This is a genomic window from Oceanihabitans sp. IOP_32, assembly GCF_009498295.1.
Taxonomy (GTDB): domain Bacteria; phylum Bacteroidota; class Bacteroidia; order Flavobacteriales; family Flavobacteriaceae; genus Wocania; species Wocania indica.
Genome location: NZ_CP040813.1, coordinates 2,294,440 through 2,311,902, shown reverse-complemented (window position 1 = coordinate 2,311,902; position 17,463 = coordinate 2,294,440). Strand labels below are relative to the sequence as shown.

Annotated in this window: 19 protein-coding genes and 1 tRNA gene; 10 read left to right on the top strand and 10 right to left on the bottom strand. The window is 33.4% G+C overall.

Annotation, left to right across the window (positions count from 1 at the left end; translation table 11 throughout):
- Positions 1-61: 61 nt before the first annotated feature.
- From FEZ18_RS14920 to FEZ18_RS09605, 3 genes are all read left to right on the top strand, one after another.
- A complete protein-coding gene (locus tag FEZ18_RS14920; protein WP_317164434.1) occupies positions 62-478 on the top strand; it encodes a hypothetical protein in 417 nt (138 codons plus the stop codon).
- Between the two features lie 4 nt (positions 479-482).
- A complete protein-coding gene (locus tag FEZ18_RS09610; protein ID WP_153268103.1) occupies positions 483-1,436 on the top strand; it encodes an AAA family ATPase in 954 nt (317 codons plus the stop codon).
- Positions 1,437-1,833: 397 nt separating this feature from the next.
- Positions 1,834-4,101, top strand: coding sequence for an aconitate hydratase (locus tag FEZ18_RS09605; RefSeq protein WP_153268102.1), 2,268 nt, complete (start codon positions 1,834-1,836; stop codon positions 4,099-4,101).
- 355 nt (positions 4,102-4,456) lie between these two features.
- Here FEZ18_RS09605 and FEZ18_RS09600 read toward each other — a convergent pair whose 3' ends face one another.
- The 3 genes from FEZ18_RS09600 to FEZ18_RS09590 form a co-directional block, all read right to left on the bottom strand.
- Positions 4,457-5,068, bottom strand: coding sequence for a helix-turn-helix domain-containing protein (locus tag FEZ18_RS09600; protein WP_228122705.1), 612 nt, complete (start codon positions 5,066-5,068; stop codon positions 4,457-4,459).
- A gap of 180 nt (positions 5,069-5,248) precedes the next feature.
- Complete coding sequence (locus FEZ18_RS09595; RefSeq protein ID WP_153268101.1) at positions 5,249-5,572, bottom strand: DUF805 domain-containing protein; 324 nt, start codon at positions 5,570-5,572, stop codon at positions 5,249-5,251.
- A 97-nt stretch (positions 5,573-5,669) separates the two neighbouring features.
- Entirely contained in the window at positions 5,670-6,287 is a 618-nt protein-coding gene (locus FEZ18_RS09590) for a class I SAM-dependent methyltransferase (protein WP_153268100.1), read from the bottom strand.
- 186 nt (positions 6,288-6,473) lie between these two features.
- Here FEZ18_RS09590 and mazG point away from each other — a divergent pair, with 186 nt between their 5' ends.
- The 4 genes from mazG to FEZ18_RS09570 all read left to right on the top strand — a co-directional run bounded on the left by mazG (position 6,474) and on the right by FEZ18_RS09570 (position 10,364).
- On the top strand, positions 6,474-7,247 hold the full coding sequence (gene mazG, locus FEZ18_RS09585) for a nucleoside triphosphate pyrophosphohydrolase (RefSeq protein ID WP_153268099.1): 774 nt from the start codon (positions 6,474-6,476) through the stop codon (positions 7,245-7,247).
- 554 nt (positions 7,248-7,801) lie between these two features.
- Complete coding sequence (locus FEZ18_RS09580; protein ID WP_153268098.1) at positions 7,802-7,993, top strand: hypothetical protein; 192 nt, start codon at positions 7,802-7,804, stop codon at positions 7,991-7,993.
- Between the two features lie 129 nt (positions 7,994-8,122).
- The gene (proC, locus tag FEZ18_RS09575; RefSeq protein ID WP_153268097.1) at positions 8,123-8,929 is read left to right on the top strand and encodes a pyrroline-5-carboxylate reductase; all 807 of its coding nucleotides are present in this window, start codon (positions 8,123-8,125) and stop codon (positions 8,927-8,929) included.
- Positions 8,930-9,122: 193 nt separating this feature from the next.
- On the top strand, positions 9,123-10,364 hold the full coding sequence (locus FEZ18_RS09570; RefSeq protein WP_153268096.1) for a DEAD/DEAH box helicase: 1,242 nt from the start codon (positions 9,123-9,125) through the stop codon (positions 10,362-10,364).
- Positions 10,365-10,444: 80 nt separating this feature from the next.
- Here FEZ18_RS09570 and FEZ18_RS09565 read toward each other — a convergent pair whose 3' ends face one another.
- Positions 10,445-10,858, bottom strand: coding sequence for a hypothetical protein (locus tag FEZ18_RS09565; RefSeq protein WP_153268095.1), 414 nt, complete (start codon positions 10,856-10,858; stop codon positions 10,445-10,447).
- A complete protein-coding gene (locus tag FEZ18_RS09560; RefSeq protein ID WP_153268094.1) occupies positions 10,839-11,429 on the bottom strand; it encodes an RNA polymerase sigma factor in 591 nt (196 codons plus the stop codon). Before FEZ18_RS09560 ends, FEZ18_RS09565 begins: the two co-directional genes overlap by 20 nt.
- 142 nt (positions 11,430-11,571) lie before the next feature.
- On the opposite strand from FEZ18_RS09560, the gene FEZ18_RS09555 reads away from it, so the two are divergent.
- On the top strand, positions 11,572-11,922 hold the full coding sequence (locus tag FEZ18_RS09555; RefSeq protein WP_153268093.1) for a DUF6249 domain-containing protein: 351 nt from the start codon (positions 11,572-11,574) through the stop codon (positions 11,920-11,922).
- A gap of 53 nt (positions 11,923-11,975) precedes the next feature.
- Here the strand turns inward: FEZ18_RS09555 and FEZ18_RS09550 are convergent, their stop codons facing one another.
- Complete coding sequence (locus FEZ18_RS09550; protein ID WP_153268092.1) at positions 11,976-12,647, bottom strand: M15 family metallopeptidase; 672 nt, start codon at positions 12,645-12,647, stop codon at positions 11,976-11,978.
- 572 nt (positions 12,648-13,219) lie between these two features.
- Here FEZ18_RS09550 and FEZ18_RS09545 point away from each other — a divergent pair.
- Entirely contained in the window at positions 13,220-13,921 is a 702-nt protein-coding gene (locus tag FEZ18_RS09545; protein WP_153268091.1) for a DUF4369 domain-containing protein, read from the top strand.
- 101 nt (positions 13,922-14,022) lie between these two features.
- On the opposite strand, the gene FEZ18_RS09540 is transcribed toward FEZ18_RS09545, so the two are convergent.
- The 4 genes from FEZ18_RS09540 to idi all read right to left on the bottom strand — a co-directional run bounded on the left by FEZ18_RS09540 (position 14,023) and on the right by idi (position 15,484).
- A tRNA-Thr gene (locus tag FEZ18_RS09540) sits at positions 14,023-14,096 on the bottom strand.
- Positions 14,097-14,157: 61 nt separating this feature from the next.
- Positions 14,158-14,427 (bottom strand): hypothetical protein, encoded by a 270-nt coding sequence (locus FEZ18_RS09535; protein ID WP_153268090.1) that lies wholly within the window; start codon positions 14,425-14,427, stop codon positions 14,158-14,160.
- A 125-nt stretch (positions 14,428-14,552) separates the two neighbouring features.
- On the bottom strand, positions 14,553-14,963 hold the full coding sequence (locus FEZ18_RS09530) for a 6-pyruvoyl trahydropterin synthase family protein (RefSeq protein WP_153268089.1): 411 nt from the start codon (positions 14,961-14,963) through the stop codon (positions 14,553-14,555).
- On the bottom strand, positions 14,960-15,484 hold the full coding sequence (idi, locus tag FEZ18_RS09525; protein ID WP_153269098.1) for an isopentenyl-diphosphate Delta-isomerase: 525 nt from the start codon (positions 15,482-15,484) through the stop codon (positions 14,960-14,962). The genes FEZ18_RS09530 and idi overlap by 4 nt, the downstream gene beginning before the upstream one ends.
- Positions 15,485-15,689: 205 nt before the next feature.
- Here idi and FEZ18_RS09520 point away from each other — a divergent pair, with 205 nt between their 5' ends.
- Complete coding sequence (locus FEZ18_RS09520) at positions 15,690-17,279, top strand: peptide chain release factor 3 (RefSeq protein ID WP_153268088.1); 1,590 nt, start codon at positions 15,690-15,692, stop codon at positions 17,277-17,279.
- Positions 17,280-17,463 lie beyond the last annotated feature (184 nt).

The window sequence follows — 17,463 nt, the reverse complement described above, 5'->3', positions numbered from 1 at the left end:
TCTAACGATGCCGTTAATGAAGCTAGAGAACGCCTTGTAAAAGTGAGACAAAGTATTGTAGATGGCGATCTTACTTTTGCTGAGGCCGCAAGAATCTAGCGACGAAAAAGAAACTAAGTTTGATGGCGGACAATTAATTAATCCGCAAACCCAGGATTACAATTTCGAACTTACCAGAATGGATCCAGAATTGTATGCTCAAATTCAAAATTTAAAAGATGGGGAAGTCAGCCTAGTGCTTAGAGAAGAAGATAGAAAAGGCAAGGTTAAGTTTAAAATTTTAACCGTTACAGACAGAATTGATGAGCACGTTGCCGATTATGCAAGAGATTATTTAAAGATCAAAGAACTAGCCCTAAACGAAAAGAGAATTAATGCCATTCAAAAATGGCAAAACGAAAAAATATTAGACACGTATATTAAAATTAATGGCAAACATAGAGATTGTGATTTTTCTAGTAATTGGTTAAAACAATAAACCTATGAGCGATGTAGCGGCCCTTAAAGAATTTGTTGCGCAATATGGTGATTTAAAAACCGAAATAGCCAAAACAATTATTGGTCAAGACGAGGTTATTAATCAAATTTTGATTTCTATTTTTTCTGGCGGACACGCCTTACTTGTTGGTGTTCCTGGTTTAGCAAAAACACTCATGGTTAACACCATTGCACAGGCCTTAGGTCTAGATTTTAAACGTATTCAATTCACTCCAGATTTAATGCCTAGCGATATTCTTGGCAGTGAAATACTAGACGAAAACAGGAACTTCAAGTTTATTAAAGGTCCCGTATTTGCTAACATCATTTTGGCAGACGAGATTAACAGAACACCTCCAAAAACACAAGCCGCTTTACTAGAAGCCATGCAAGAACGATCGGTCACGGTTGCTGGACATCACCACAAATTAAATTTGCCATATTTTGTACTGGCAACACAAAACCCTATCGAGCAAGAAGGCACCTATCCCTTGCCAGAAGCACAGTTAGATCGATTTATGTTCGCCGTAAATTTAGATTACCCCAATTTTGAAGAAGAAGTTCAAGTTGTTAAAGCGACCACTACCGATAAAAATATAAAAATCAACCCTTTATTTACAGCGCAACAAATTATCGATTTTCAACAGCTTATTCGTCGCATGCCCATTGCAGATAACGTTATAGAATACGCCGTAACCATGGTTGGCAAAACTAGACCAAATACCGATGCTGCCAGTAGTTTAGTAAAAAACTACATCGATTGGGGTGCGGGTCCAAGAGCCTCTCAAAATCTAATTTTGGCCGCAAAAACCCATGCTGCAATTCTTGGTAAATTTTCTCCAGATATTGAAAATGTACAAGCGGTAGCACATAATATTTTAAGGCATCGTATTGTAAAGAATTACAAAGCAGAAGCAGAAGGTATTACCGAAGATCAAATTATTAAAAGCCTGTTTTAATCATTTTACCCCAACAGCTATTAATAATAATAGGTATTACACGCACTCTTAAGTTTTAATCGCAACCCTTATCACCTAGCGCCTTTGGTTACATATCCATTTGCGACAGTTCTCTATGGGGGTGTTATACCAAATTAATTTTCTGTAAACGGGTGTTCGTCGGTCGAATTCACCGTTTTATCCCAATTAAAATTAATACTTGCACAGATATATTTTGTCATTTTAGAAAATTTGATGTGATTATTTTATAGAATTCCTACAAACCAAAGCTAAATCACTATATATATTAAGAATAGTTTAAAAATATAATAGGTTTGATTAGAATTTTTTAATGTATTCTATTATTTGTATTTTTGTAGTACATTCAAAATAAGAACAAACAAAAACTATAAAAGATATGGCATTCGACATCGACATGATAAAAGGTGTATACACCAAAATGGCTAAACGTGTTAATAAGACTCGTGAAATTTTAGGTAAACCACTCACACTATCAGAGAAAATATTATACTCTCATCTTTGGGATGGCGATCCCACTAAAATCTTTACTAGAGGAAAAGACTATGTAGATTTTGCACCAGATAGAATTGCACTTCAAGACGCTACGGCGCAAATGGCTTTATTACAATTTATGCAAGCCGGTAAAACAAAAGTTGCCGTGCCTACAACTGTGCATTGCGACCACTTGATACAAGCCAAAGATGGTGCAGTAGCCGATTTAAAACATGCCAACGATGTAAGTAGTGAGGTATTTAACTTTTTAGAGTCTGTTTCTAACAAATACGGCATTGGCTTCTGGAAACCTGGAGCGGGTATTATTCATCAAGTCGTTTTAGAAAATTATGCATATCCTGGAGGTATGATGATTGGTACAGACTCACATACTGTGAATGCAGGTGGTCTAGGTATGGTCGCTATTGGAGTTGGTGGTGCAGATGCTGTAGATGTTATGGCAGGTATGCCTTGGGAACTTAAGTTCCCAAAATTAATTGGCGTGCGTTTAACAGGAAAATTATCTGGCTGGACAGCCCCTAAAGATGTCATTTTAAAAGTAGCAGAAATTCTTACCGTAAAAGGTGGTACTGGCGCTATTATAGAATATTTTGGCCCCGGAGCCACTTCAATGTCGTGTACAGGTAAGGGCACCATTTGTAATATGGGTGCAGAAATTGGAGCTACCACATCTACTTTTGGTTACGATGAGTCTATGGAGCGTTATTTGAGAGCCACCGATAGAGCCGACGTTGCCGATGCTGCCAACGCGGTAAAAGAACATTTAACGGCCGATCCCGAAGTATATGCTAACCCTGAAGACTATTTCGATCAGGTTATAGATATTAATTTATCCGAATTAGGTCCCTTATTGAATGGTCCTTTTACTCCAGACTTATCAACTACAGTAGGTAGTGAGATGACTCAAAAAGCAAAAGCTAACGATTGGCCTATTGTTGTAGAATGGGGGTTAATAGGATCTTGTACAAACTCGTCTTACGAAGATTTATCGCGAGCATCATCCATTGCACAACAAGCTTTAGACAAAGGTTTGAAGATGAAATCTGAATTGGGTATTAACCCAGGATCCGAACAGGTACGTTACACCGCAGAGCGCGATGGTATTTTAGGTATTTTCGAGAAATTAGATGCTAAAATATTTACCAATGCTTGCGGCCCATGTATTGGCCAATGGGCAAGATATTCAGATCCTAAAAACGCACCAAAAAACAGTATTGTGCACTCTTTTAATAGAAACTTTGCAAAACGTGCCGATGGTAATCCTAATACACATGCCTTTGTAGCCTCGCCAGAAATTACAGCTGCAATAGCTATTGCTGGTCGTTTAGATTTTAATCCGCTTAAAGATAAGTTGATTAACGAAAATGGAGAGGAAGTCATGTTCGACGAGCCAACAGGTTGGGAGTTACCGCCAAAAGGCTTTGAGGTTAAAGACAATGGATACCTAGCTCCAGAGGCCGATGGTAGTCATGTGCAAGTAAGTATTAAAGAAGACTCAGAACGCTTACAGCTCTTAACGCCTTTTACACCTCTAGGAGAGGATATTACAGGCGCAAAATTATTAATAAAAGCCTTTGGTAAATGTACCACAGATCATATCTCTATGGCTGGACCATGGCTGCGATTTAGAGGGCATTTAGATAATATCTCAAACAATACTTTAATTGGAGCCGTAAATGCTTTCAATAAGAAAACAAACTTTGTAAAAAACCAATTAACTGGCGATTATGGTGGTGTTCCCGATGTACAACGCGAGTACAAAAAAGCTGGTATTAAAACCATTGTGGTTGGTGACCATAACTATGGCGAAGGTTCCTCTAGAGAGCATGCGGCCATGCAGCCAAGACATTTAGGGGTTGCCGCTGTTATTGTAAAATCGTTTGCTCGTATTCATGAAACCAACCTTAAAAAACAAGGGATGTTGGGTTTAACATTTGCCAACGAAAGCGATTACGATTTAATTCAAGAAGACGACACCTTCAACTTTATCGATTTAAACCAATTTGCTGCAGGAAAGCCTTTAACGCTAGAAATAGTTCATGCAGACGGCTCTAAAGATGTTATTAAGCTAAACCACACCTATAACGATGCACAAATTAAATGGTATCAAGAAGGTTCGGCACTTAATTTAATTAAAAAACAAAATGCATAAACTCATGTTGTTCTTTAGGTAAACAGATACGTTACATATTAAAGTGTTTCTGCACCTGAGACTTCTCTTATAAACTCAAAATCCAGCTCAATGCTGGATTTTTTGTTGTAATTTGTAAGTAATACCAAATTAACCATACGACATTTCAAAATTAAATTGGTATAAGGCATTAAATTATTTAGTGTTATAACAGCTTTTTATATATCATATCAACATTCGTAATTACAGTGTATCGTTTCAGGAGCTTTCTTAAATTTCTTTGCTAACCTACTTTGCTATGCAGAAAAATAACTCGACTTGAGGAACAAATTTTAAACGCATAAGCATTAGCTAGGATTATCAAATTTTACTCACGTTATTTAATAAATCTTAGCCAATTCGGGTAAAAGCCTTCCGTTTTACCCTTATTAATTTTAATAGCAAAACCTATTGGTAAAATTATATTTAAAACATATAAGGTTCCAATAACAAAAACCATAATTTTAAAGTATTCAAGTTTAAAAACTAACATCACCATAGCTAAAAAACTCAAAATAGACCATAGAATTTGAAAGTTTAAAACATTTTTACCCATGGCATTAAGACCTTTTATACTGTCTCGTTTGCTAACCCATAACAACATTGGAATAATTATATTTCCCAATGGAATAACTAAAAATACCAATACCGACAGCTGAAAAATGATAAGGTCATTTTTATTAGTTTGTTTTTCGGGGTGTAAAATATCTTCGGCATTAACATTAAGTGCTTCGCAAATTAAACTTAGCGTTTTTCCACGCGGTTCATTTTCGTTGTTCTCAATACGTTGAATTGTTCTTAAATTTACTTGCGCTAATTCTGCTAAAGCCTCTTGAGAGAGTCCCCCTTGCTTTCTCACCTCTCTTATTTTTTCTCCAATTCCTTTCATAGGCATGCCAGGTGTTTTGTTCGTAAAAATACTTAAAACAGCATCGATTAATACCGTCATATTTACGTCATTTCAACGACATTTACGTCGATTCTATGGTTAAAGCTATTTAAATACCAAAATACAACAAATACACAAGACAATAAATTTGGTCAATACAGTAGTTAATTAGAACCAAAATGGACTTTAAGATGTTTCATATTTATTGATAAACTATAAAACAAAACCATGATCGCATAGTTAAAGGGTTCTTGGCATGCCATATTTATTCGGTTTTGGATCTCCAGGAAGTGCCGCAAGAAAGATATTTACCAAAGGAATAAAAAATAAAAAACCACAATATCCAGTATCTTGAATACGCCTAAAACCCAGTGAAACTAGAGGTATAAAATAGAATATACGGTAATAATCCTTAACATCTTCAATACCATGAAACTGTTTAGTAAACATTAAGATTAGAGCAATTGTGAAATTCATGAAATAGAAATACCAAAATTCTTTTTCACTTGCACGACCTTTAAATTTAAAAACATTAAGATAAGGATTTACGAAATAATGAATCAAGGTTACGAACTTTTAAAAGTTAATATTACAATTATTGGGTTAAATATACACCGCGAATAGCGCCATAACACCCTTAAAATTACACACCTTAAACGAGCTAACCCTTTTTTCTTCCTACAAAACGAATTACACTTGCTAATCCGTTGTGAAATTCACCTTCATTTAATTCCACCTCAACTTCTTGAAGTTCAAGAATCTCAAAATCTTTAAAAATAGTTTCAATTTCGGCTTGAGTAAATAGCATATTTACATCGCCTGGACCTCCAACGTATGGTTTTTCACCACGTAATTTAAGATTATTTACACTAAACCCTTCTAAAATTAAATGACCATGAGGCTTTACCAACTGCCCTAGCCCAGTGTAAAAGGCTTCTTTTTTATCCGCTGGAAAATGCGCATAGATTAAAGCGAGGACATCAAAACTATGCTTCTCGAAATCGAGATGTTCTATTGAGCCAAGTTTATAATCGAGGTCTACATTTTCAGAAGTCGCCCATTTAATTGCCTTATTTTTAGCTTCTTCACTAATATCGAATGCCGTTACCTCTAAACCTTTTTTTGCAGCATAAATAGCATTTCGTCCTTCACCCTCTGCAGGTAACAGTATGCTCCCAGTTAAATTAAGCTTATCGATAACTTGTTTTAAAAATTCATTCGGGTTTTTACCATAGGCAAACTCCTCATTCTTATATCTCGCGTTCCAAAAATCTTTCATGTTATGTGTTTTAGTTGTCCTTTCATTTAGCCAATTCTACAATGATACAAAACGAAAGTCGTAATTATTACCATCAATACAAAACTAAAAAACAATTGAAAGTTTTAAAATCTAATAAATTAAAATTAACTCAAAATTATCTAGTCAATACCATCAAAATAGTACTTTTACAAAAATTTTAGTAACATGAATTCTAGACAAGAGCAATTAAAGGCTTTCGACAGATTACTAACCATAATGGACGAGTTGCGTGCGCAATGCCCATGGGATAAAAAACAGACTATGGAAACCTTACGTCACCTAACTATTGAAGAGACCTACGAGCTTGGAGACGCCATTTTAGACCAGGATTTAGAAGAAGTAAAAAAAGAATTAGGCGATGTGTTATTACATATTGTTTTTTATGCTAAAATTGGAAGTGAAACTAATGATTTTGATATCGCCGATGTTTGCAACACCATTTGTGAAAAACTAATAAGCAGACACCCACATATTTACGGTGATGTAAAGGTTGAAAGCGAAGAGGACGTTAAGCGCAACTGGGAAAATCTCAAACTTAAAGAAGGCAAAACCAGCATTTTAGAGGGAGTCCCAAAAAGTTTACCGGCATTAGTAAAAGCTAATAGGATACAAGAAAAAGTTGCTGGAGTTGGTTTCGATTGGGAGGCGCCAAATCAAGTTTGGGAGAAGGTAGAAGAAGAATTAAACGAATTTAAAGCCGAAATAAACTCCGGAAACAGAGAGGCTATGGAAAGTGAATTTGGAGATGTGATATTTTCGCTAGTCAATTACGCCCGATTCTTAAAAATAAATCCAGAAAATGCTTTAGAGCGCACCAACAAAAAATTTATAGAAAGATTTCAATATCTGGAGGCCAAAGCAAAAGACTTAAATAAACCTTTGAAAGATATGACTCTGGCAGAGATGGACGTGTTTTGGGAAGAAGCTAAAAATTTATAAACTTTAACCTTATAAACATCTCATTACTAATAATTTGCCGTTAAAGCCTAAATTTTGTAGCTTTGCCACATAAGAAAAGCAATATTGTATTTTTAAAACAATCTTCAACTTTAATTTTATAGCTTTATTCATCAATAGAAAAAAGTTACGCTTTAAGCTATATCATCTCAAGCAGATATATTATCAACATTTAATATAATAAACCATTAATGTCCGACAAAAGACATAAGACCGCTTCGCTAATAGACATAAGAACCAAGACTTGATTCTAACTAACTGATAAACAAAAGTGCTTTAATTAACAAAATAGCTCCTTTAAATCTTAATAATTATTTCAAATAAGCAAGGTGACATTTTAAAAAATGTACAAAGTTCTTTATTTTAAAAAGATTGACAGCATTATAATAATTTTAATCGGACACTAGTGATAATAAACTGTTATTAATTTTTAAGCAGATAAAAATCAGCTAAAATAAGATTACCGTTTCAATTATATAGTCTTTAGAAGAATCGAACTAAACTTGATAATAGCCATAAATTTCAAAACAAAACAAATGAAAATTTTACAAGTCAAACGAAAAACAACCTACGAAAAGCGACATACCATAAAAATGGGCGAATTAACCGCTAGGGTTACTTATATTAAAACATATTTATTTGGTTTACCAATAAAAACGCTTCATAAATACAGAGAAACGTATTACGGCGAAGTAAAAGATTGTAAAGATTGCATGCTATTTATTTAGTTTTCTCCAATATTTAAATAAATTTACAAAAAATATTATATGAAACATCCATAACTAAAACTTGATACCCAAGGAAATAATTAAATGGATGTCGCATGTGACCGATGAAAAAACAATAAAGATAAACACATGAAAGTATTAGTAATTGGTGCAGGAAACATGGGACTTACCTATGCCGAAGGCATGTCTAAATCAAAACTACTCAATAAAAATAAAATCATGATATTAGATAAGTCTGCCGAGAAAATCGAAGAACTTAATCAAGTATCTTATTTTGATGCCTATAGTGAACTAGAACACTGTGTACCTAAAGCCGATGTTATATTTATAGCCGTAAAACCTTATCATGCCGTAGATGTTTTTAAAAACATTAAATCGCTTGTAAAAACAGAACAAATTATTGTTTCTATTATGGCTGGTGTAACCATTGGGAAAATAAAAGAATTAACAGGATTAGAGAAAGTGGTTAGAGCCATGCCAAACCTTCCGGCTCAAATAGGTAAAGGTCTAACATCTTACGTGACCTCCAAAGAAGTCTCAAGAATTGAAATATTAACTATTGCGAGTTTATTGAATGCTACAGGAAAGTCCATTCACGTATCTAATGAGAAATTAATTGATGCCTCGACAGGTATTTCTGGTAGTGGTCCAGCTTATGTATTCTATTTTATGCAAAGTATGATGGAAGCTGCCTTACAAATGGGATTCTCAAAAAACGACTCCACTGTTTTAGTGAGCCAAACATTTACAGGGGCTATAGAACTTTTCAATCAATCTAGTTTGTCACCAAATTCTTGGATGGACAAGGTAGCCTCTAAAGGTGGTACAACACGTGCAGCATTAGATTCTATGGAAGATAACAATGTTAATGAATTAATTAAAGAAGCTGCTTTTTCAGCATTTAATCGAGCGGTAGAACTAGGCAAAGAAAACTAATAAAACAGCGTTTAATACCTTAGCGCTTGTTTAAAAAGTGACTTTCTTTTAGCTCAAAACCATGAAGTTATTCTGTTTTTGATATAAATAATTCTAAGCACTAGAATAAGTGTTTCAGTAAAAAGAAAAACTACAATAAACTCTAAAAAAGATTACTTCAGTTTACTGTATCTTTGCATCAAACTCATTTTACATGTCCTTTAAAGACTTACAACTTAACAAACCACTTCTAAGAGCTATTGCAGAGGCTGGTTACGACAATCCCACATTAATTCAAGAACGCACCATACCACTGGTTTTAGATAAAAAAGATGTTATTGCTTCGGCCCAAACGGGCACAGGAAAAACAGCTGCTTTTGCACTTCCTATACTCCAGTTGCTTTTTGATAAACAAGACGCTCCTAAAAAAGGAAAAAAAATAAGAGCTCTTATTGTAAGTCCGACTAGAGAATTAGCGGTGCAGATAAACGAAAACTTTAAAGTTTATGGCAAAAATACCAACTTGAGAACCACTGTAATTTACGGGGGAACCTCTATAGAACCTCAAAAGGACATTCTAAAAAAAGGGGTGGATATTCTTATTGCGACCCCAGGAAGACTCTTAGATTTGCACAAACAGGACAATTTGAATTTAGATTACATCGAGACTTTAGTTTTAGATGAGGCCGATTTAATGCTAGATATGGGTTTTATTGATGATGTTAAAAAGATTGAGCGTTTATGTCCTGAAGAAAAACAGATTCTGTTATTTTCGGCAACCATGCCCTATAAAGTAGAACAGCTTGCCAATACTATTTTAAAATCTCCTGAACGTGTTGAGGTATCGCCAACATCTTCGGCTGCAAAAAATGTGAGTCAGGTTTTATATTACGTCCCTAAACGCCATAAAATTGAATTGTGTTTACACCTATTAAGAAATACTATAAAGGGTAATATTCTTATTTTTAGACGTACCAAATATGGCGTAGATAAATTAGAGCAAACACTTGTAAATAACGGTTATAAGGTTGAAACTATTCATGGGAATAAAGCTCAAAATCTGAGACATGAGGCTTTAAAAAAATTTAAAAGTGGTTATGTAAACATTTTAATAGCAACCGATGTTGCTGCTCGTGGCATAGACATCAATGAATTGGATGCTGTGGTAAATTTCGATATGCCTAACATTCCCGAAACCTATGTACATAGGATTGGTAGAACAGGACGCGCAGGTCAAGCCGGAAAGTCTTACTCCTTTTGTTCTGCCGATGAGAAAAGCTACGTGCAATCCATTCAGCAATTAATAAATGTTCAAATTCCTATTGAAGGAAACCATCCATACCCATTGGATCCTAAAGCAAAACCGATAATTCATAAATCTAAAAAAACCGGGAGTAAATATAAAAAAGGCCGTAAAAGTGAAGCCTCTAAAAAGAAAAAGAAGCGCTGGTATTGATTAAAAAAGAACCAAGACCGCTTTGCTGTTAGATATTAGAACAAAGACAAAAAAAATCAATTCATTAAAGATTAATTTAACTAAACTTCCAATCGTTTATCAAAATAGTTTTTAAGAAATAGTATTTGGATGCAAAGCATTAATCCGAAAAAGAGCAAGCCATATTTTAAGGTTTCAGATATTGTAAAGTCTGAAAATACATTAGCAAATTTGTTTTTTGATAAGACACTAAAATCTAAAGCACGAAACCAGGACTCTTCTTGTTTTTCTGCGCCCAAAACGAAATAGAAACAAAGCAAAATAAAACCTAAAGCCATTAAAACCCAGAGTTTTTTAGAGATTAAGGGTTTATAAACAGTAGCTTGATTACTATGCAATGTTGTTACTTGAGACATTATTTCTGAAGTAAAATGAATCGAAGGATGCTCCAAAGAAGCTTTTTGAATAATTTTTTTTGTAAAATTATCTAGATGTTTATTTGCGTTCTCTTTCATAATACTCTATGATTTCTGGTTCTAATCTATGCTTTAAAATAGTCGCTAATTTTTTTCGACTTCTAAATATTTTCACCTTTACATTGTTAGCTGTAATACCAACAATTTTTGAAATTTCCTCTAAAGAATATGTTTCAAAATAATATAATGTCAGTAAAAAAGCATCATCCTTAGGCAATAAAGTTAAGCAATCTTGTATGAGCTTATTATACTCCTTCTCCTCCATTTTATCTAAAGCATTATCCATGGTTTTTATTTGATTTTCGGTAATCTCGTCGATAGCAACATCATTATAGTGCTTTTTATTCTTCTTTAGTCTGTCCAAACACGTATTGTAAGTCACTTTATAAATCCATGCTGAAAACTTCGAATGGCCTTTAAATTTATGTAACGCTTGATAAGTTTTAATAAAAGTGTCTTGCGAAACCTCTTCAGCTTCTTCTTTGTTTTTTAACATGCGTAATGCTAAAGTAAAAACCAAGTCTTTGTAACGATTTACTAAAACAGAAAATGCATGAGCATCGCCATTTATTGTTTGATTAATATAATGCTGATCGTTATTATTAGTCATTTCAAATTAAGACGACTAAATTTTATTAAAGGTTACAAGTATTTGTTAAACATTTTGTTTGATAAAAATGTAACCAACATTTAAAATACATCGTCTATAAATTAAGAGTGCAATAAATTTAATCAATTAAAAACGAATCATTATGGGATCAGAGTTAATTATCATACCAGTTATATTTGGTACAATCTTCGGGGTGTTTTATTTATATTTTTCAACCCGCAATAAAGAGCGTTTAGCCCTTATTGAAAAAGGTACCGATGCCAGTATTTTTGTTAAAGGAAAAAAAGAACAAGCAGCACCAATATGGAAAGTTTTAATTCTAAATATTGCTTTATTATCCATGGGAATTGGATTAGGTATTGTGTTAGGAGGAATACTTTGGAAAAACCTTAATGTAGCATCTGAAATTGCCATGCCAGGTTCAATTTTCTTAATGGCCGGAGCAGGCTTGTTAATTGGTTTTTTCATCACTAAAAACTTAGATAAAGATTAAAACAATACCCACGTAATTAGAATGCGATTTTCTTTTTTTAAGTCAATCGCTTTTTATTTCACTATAAAATCAAAATACGTTTTAGGAAAAGGCTCGTGTCGCAACGTAAAATGCCACCACTCTTTAGAGTAATTTCTAAACCCGTGTTTTAACATGACAGTTTGTAGAAGTTGTCTATTTTCTTTTTGTTTTGCAGTAATACCAGAATAATTAACCCAAGATTCTCTTCCGAAAAAATCATAAGGGCTTCCCATGTCTAAAGGCTCACCAGTATTGCCATCAATAATGGTTAAATCTACTGTACTACCTCTACTATGGCCAGATCTGCTCGCAATATATCCCGATTTAAATAAATCTTTCTTTTTTACTTTTGGATAAAAATCAGCCTTATTAATGGTGTCTTTCCATTGTTTTGCCCAACGTATAAAGTGGTTTACAGCCCGCTGTGGTCTATACCCATCGTATACCTTAATACACAGATTAATATGCTGTAATTCTTCTTGAACAGACTTTAAAGCCACGGCAGTTTGTCTGGTAAGAATAAGTCGGTTTGATTTATACCCATCGATTGGTTTGCCCACAAAATTATTCGATGTATAATACCGCAATTCTACATCTAGATCTGGAATCACATCTTTTGCATAAACAAACCCATTGGGTAATTGCGCGAATACCATTGAAGTACCTATAACAAAAAGAATTGCGAACAAAAATCTTTTAACCATAACAAAAAACTAGTCTAATCCTTACAAGCGAAATTAATAAATATAAAAAAAACCGAGTTCCCTCAAACCCGGTTTATTTTTATCTGCATTTATAATATTAAATAGAAATGAATACTACTTTTGCAAATACAAATTAACTAAAAAATCCATTGAACTAAAAAATACATTATTTCTTCAATCCGGAATAAATATACAAAACCATACTTGCAATATCGACGAAAAGCTTTTTATTTCGATCAAATACACATAATTTTAACATTTAAAAGATTCAATTAAAACAGACCTGAGCCCCAACGAAACTTTTTAAACAAAAAAAAAACACCTTAAAAAAGGTGTTTCTTCTAACTAAACTAACTAACCAAAAATATGAATAGCATTTTAAAGTTTAAAGTAACCACTCAATAAACCTATGTTTTTAAATGCTACAAAACATAAAACAATTACTATGCCAAACTCTTAATATCGCCTTATTAAAATGAATCACGGTAACAGTAAAGTTCACAAAAGAATTCCTAGTACTAGTATTTAATATATTTTTATAAGATATTTGCCTCTTAATTAAAAAACCAATTATGAAAAAACTGTACATTTTCACCGCATTACTATTAGTAATTTCCTGTGCCAAAACACCTGATTTAACAGTAAAAACTAATATTAAGGGGTTAAAAAAAGGAGCTGTTTATCTAAAAAAAATAAAAGACACCACACTAATTACTCTAGATTCGGTATTAATAAATGGAAACTCCTCATTTGAGCTCCATACGTCCTTAGAATCTCCCGAAGTACTTTATTTGTTTTTAAATAAAAATACGGATGAAGATGATGCCATTGCTTTTTTCGCAGATAAAGGGGTTACAGAAATTAATACAACATTAAAAAACTTTGTTTTCGACGCTAAAATTAAAGGTTCGAACCAACACAGCACATGGGAAGACTACAAAACGATGATAGCTAAATTAAACAGCAGAAATTTAGATTTAATAAAAGAAAAGTTTGACGCTCTAAAAGCGGGCGATACTACAAAACTAACTTTAATTAATACCGAAAGTAACAATTTGCTAAAACGAAAGTACCTTTATACCGTAAATTTTGCGATCAATAATAAAGATAGTGAAGTAGCTCCATATTTAGCATTAACAGAAATTTACAATGCAAATATTAAGCTTTTAGATACTATAAATAAGGTCTTAACACCAGAAGTAAAAGCTTCGAAATACGGAAAAGAATTACAACTATTTATAGATAACATAAAAGAAACTGATCAAAACAACTAAGCACCATACTACATAGTTCTAAATATTTATCGAATAGGATATTTAGACTAGGCCAGTATTAAAACCAAAAAAACCTTTCTGATTAGAAAGGTTTTTTTTTGAGCCGATGGAGGGACTCGAACCCACGACCTGCTGATTACAAATCAGCTGCTCTAGCCAGCTGAGCTACATCGGCTTTTTTTAACGAGTGCAAATATAATATCAAAATTATCATTTGCAAACAATAAGTTAAAAAATTATCCTAATTTATTTATTTTATCGATTAATGCTCTTCCTCTTTCTTCTAAGTCGGCATTAATAGCTTTAAAATGAGCTTTCGGATTTTCAACATGCTTAGCATTTACTCGAGCTATTAAAGAATCGAATGTCTCAATAGCTTCATCAATAATTGCTTCTCCCGCTTTAGCTTCTTTATCTTTGTTTGTATACTCCCAAACATAAACTGCTTCAATAATATCACCTAAAACATAATTAATGTCTTTCTTTAGGTTTCTAACATTTGCCATAAATTGTAATTTTATTTAGCCACAAAAATAGGTAATTTATTAAATAATATCTGTTATCAGGTACAGTATTTTTAGAACAACTTATAATCTTATAAATTAAACCACTAAGACCTAAAAAGTATAGCCTAATTCCCAGAGTAGCTTACAAAATTTCTAGGCGTTTCGTAAAGTATAACTTCTAAATCTAAATGGGCTTTTAACTCCGGTTTAATTTTGTTGTAAATTACAACAACAATATTCTCGGCTGTTGGATTTAAATCTTTAAATTCTGGAACTTCTATATTTAGGTTTTTATGATCGAAGGCATCTTCAATTTTGTTTTTAATAATGTCTTTTAAAATTTTAACATCGATTACATAGCCTGTTTCTGGGTCAATTTCTCCAGTAACACTAACGATGAGTTCGTAATTATGTCCATGAAAATTAGGATTACTACATTTTCCAAAAACCAAAAAATTTTTCTCGTCTGTCCAATCTTTTCTATACAGCCTATGCGCCGCATTAAAGTGTGCTCTTCTGCTTATAGTTACTTTCATGTTTTTAGATTAATATGGTCGTAAAATTTACTAAAAATAATCTTAAACCAAGCTGTATAAAGCTCTGGTTGTAACGCAATATCTTTTTTAACATCTTCTAATGGCATCCATTTCCAATCGGCAACTTCATCAGGATTTATATGAGGTGCATCATTGTAATGTCCTACCATAATGTGATCGTATTCATGCTCTGTTAAACCATTGTCAAAAGGTGCTTTATAAATAAACGAAGTGGTCTCCTTCAACTCGGTTACAAAACCCATTTCTTCCATTAAACGACGCTTGCCTGCTTCAATATTGCTCTCTCCGTCACGCTGATGGCTACAGCAGGTATTGGTCCAAAGTCCAGGCGTGTGGTATTTATGTAATGCGCGTTGTTGTAGCATCAATTCATTCTTGTCATTAAAAATAAAAACTGAGAAGGCTCTGTGCAACAAGGCTTTTTCATGTGCTTCCATTTTTGGCATGAGCCCAATTTGATTGTCATTTTGGTCTACCAGAATTACTTGTTCTTCTTTAATCTGCATCTTGTACTTAATTATATCTTGTTGTAATAACTCTGAATCCCTTCATTAAAAAATTAGATTTTTTTTTTAAGTGAGTCCTGTTTTGTAAAAATACCAAGTAAATATTGAAATGTTATTAAACTTAACATAAAAATAAAAAAGCGCTGTATTTTAATTGATACTATTAATAGTATCTTTGCAACCCATTTACAATTAATATATGAGTTTTTTATCAGAAATACAACGCAGACGAACCTTTGGAATTATTGCACATCCAGATGCTGGAAAAACAACCCTTACAGAAAAATTATTACTTTTTGGTGGTGCTATTCAAGAGGCTGGTGCTGTAAAAAGTAATAAAATTAAAAAAGGCGCAACCAGTGATTTTATGGAGATCGAGCGCCAACGTGGTATCTCGGTTGCTACTTCGGTTTTAGCTTTTGAATATAATGCGATAAAAATTAATATTCTCGATACACCAGGACATAAAGATTTTGCCGAAGACACTTTTAGAACATTAACTGCTGTTGATAGTGTTATTGTTGTTGTAGATGTCGCTAAGGGTGTTGAGGAACAGACTGAAAAATTAGTTGAGGTTTGCCGCATGAGAAAAATCCCGATGATTGTGTTCATTAACAAAATGGATCGTGAAGGTCGAGATGCCTTTGATTTATTAGACGAAATTGAACAAAAATTAGGACTAAAAGTGGTGCCCCTTAGTTTCCCTATAGGAATGGGTTACGATTTTAAAGGCATTTACAATATTTGGGAAAAAAATGTTAATTTATTTAGCGGTGATAGCAGAAGGAATATAGAGGAAACTATTGAAATATCAGATTTATCTTCTAATAAATTAGACGACCTAATTGGTGAAAAGGCCGCCGAAACATTAAGAGAAGAAATTGAACTTGTAGAAGGTATTTATCCAGATTTTAATAAGGAAGCCTATTTAGAAGGCGATTTACAACCCGTTTTCTTCGGTTCTGCTTTAAATAACTTTGGTGTAAGAGAATTATTAGATTGCTTTGTTGAAATAGCCCCAAAACCAAGAGCAAAACAAAGTGAAGAGCGTCTAGTTAAGCCAGATGAGAAAGCCTTTACTGGTTTTGTTTTTAAAATACACGCCAATATGGATCCAAACCATAGAGACCGTTTAGCCTTTATAAAAATTGTATCTGGTATGTTTGAAAGAAACAAGCCATATTTACATGTTAGGAACAAAAAGAAAATGAAATTTTCTAGTCCGAATGCCTTTTTTGCCGAGAAAAAAGAAATTGTAGATACTTCTTACCCCGGAGACATTGTTGGTATTCACGATACCGGGAATTTTAAAATTGGAGACACCTTAACCGAAGGCGAAATTATAAATTATAAGGGTGTACCAAGTTTCTCTCCAGAGCATTTTAGATATATTAATAATGCCGACCCATTAAAATCTAAACAGCTTTATAAAGGAATTGACCAGTTAATGGATGAAGGCGTTGCACAATTATTTACTTTAGAACTTAACGGAAGAAAAGTAATAGGTACCGTGGGCGCTTTACAATATGAAGTGATTCAATATCGATTAGAGCATGAATACGGTGCGAAATGTACTTATGAGAATTTAAATGTCTTTAAAGCCTGCTGGGTAGATCCTAAAAACGCGAAATCGGAGGAATACAAAGAGTTTGTGCGGGTTAAGCAACGTTATCTTGCTAAAGACAAACAAGATCAATTGGTGTTTTTGGCCGACTCTGCATTTTCCTTACAAATGACACAGCAAAAGTATCCGAACGTCAAGTTTCACTTCACATCTGAATTCGACTAGTACAGGTTTAGATTTTGTTAATACAAGATATGATACCAAATTAACCATACGACATTTCAAAACAACATTGGTATAATATCAACAAAAAGCCTTTAAAAGTGTATTTTAAAGGCTTTTTTGTTCTACTATTATTTCTGTGGGTAGGAGTTTTTATGTACTTAATGGGACATAGAACAAAAGGAAC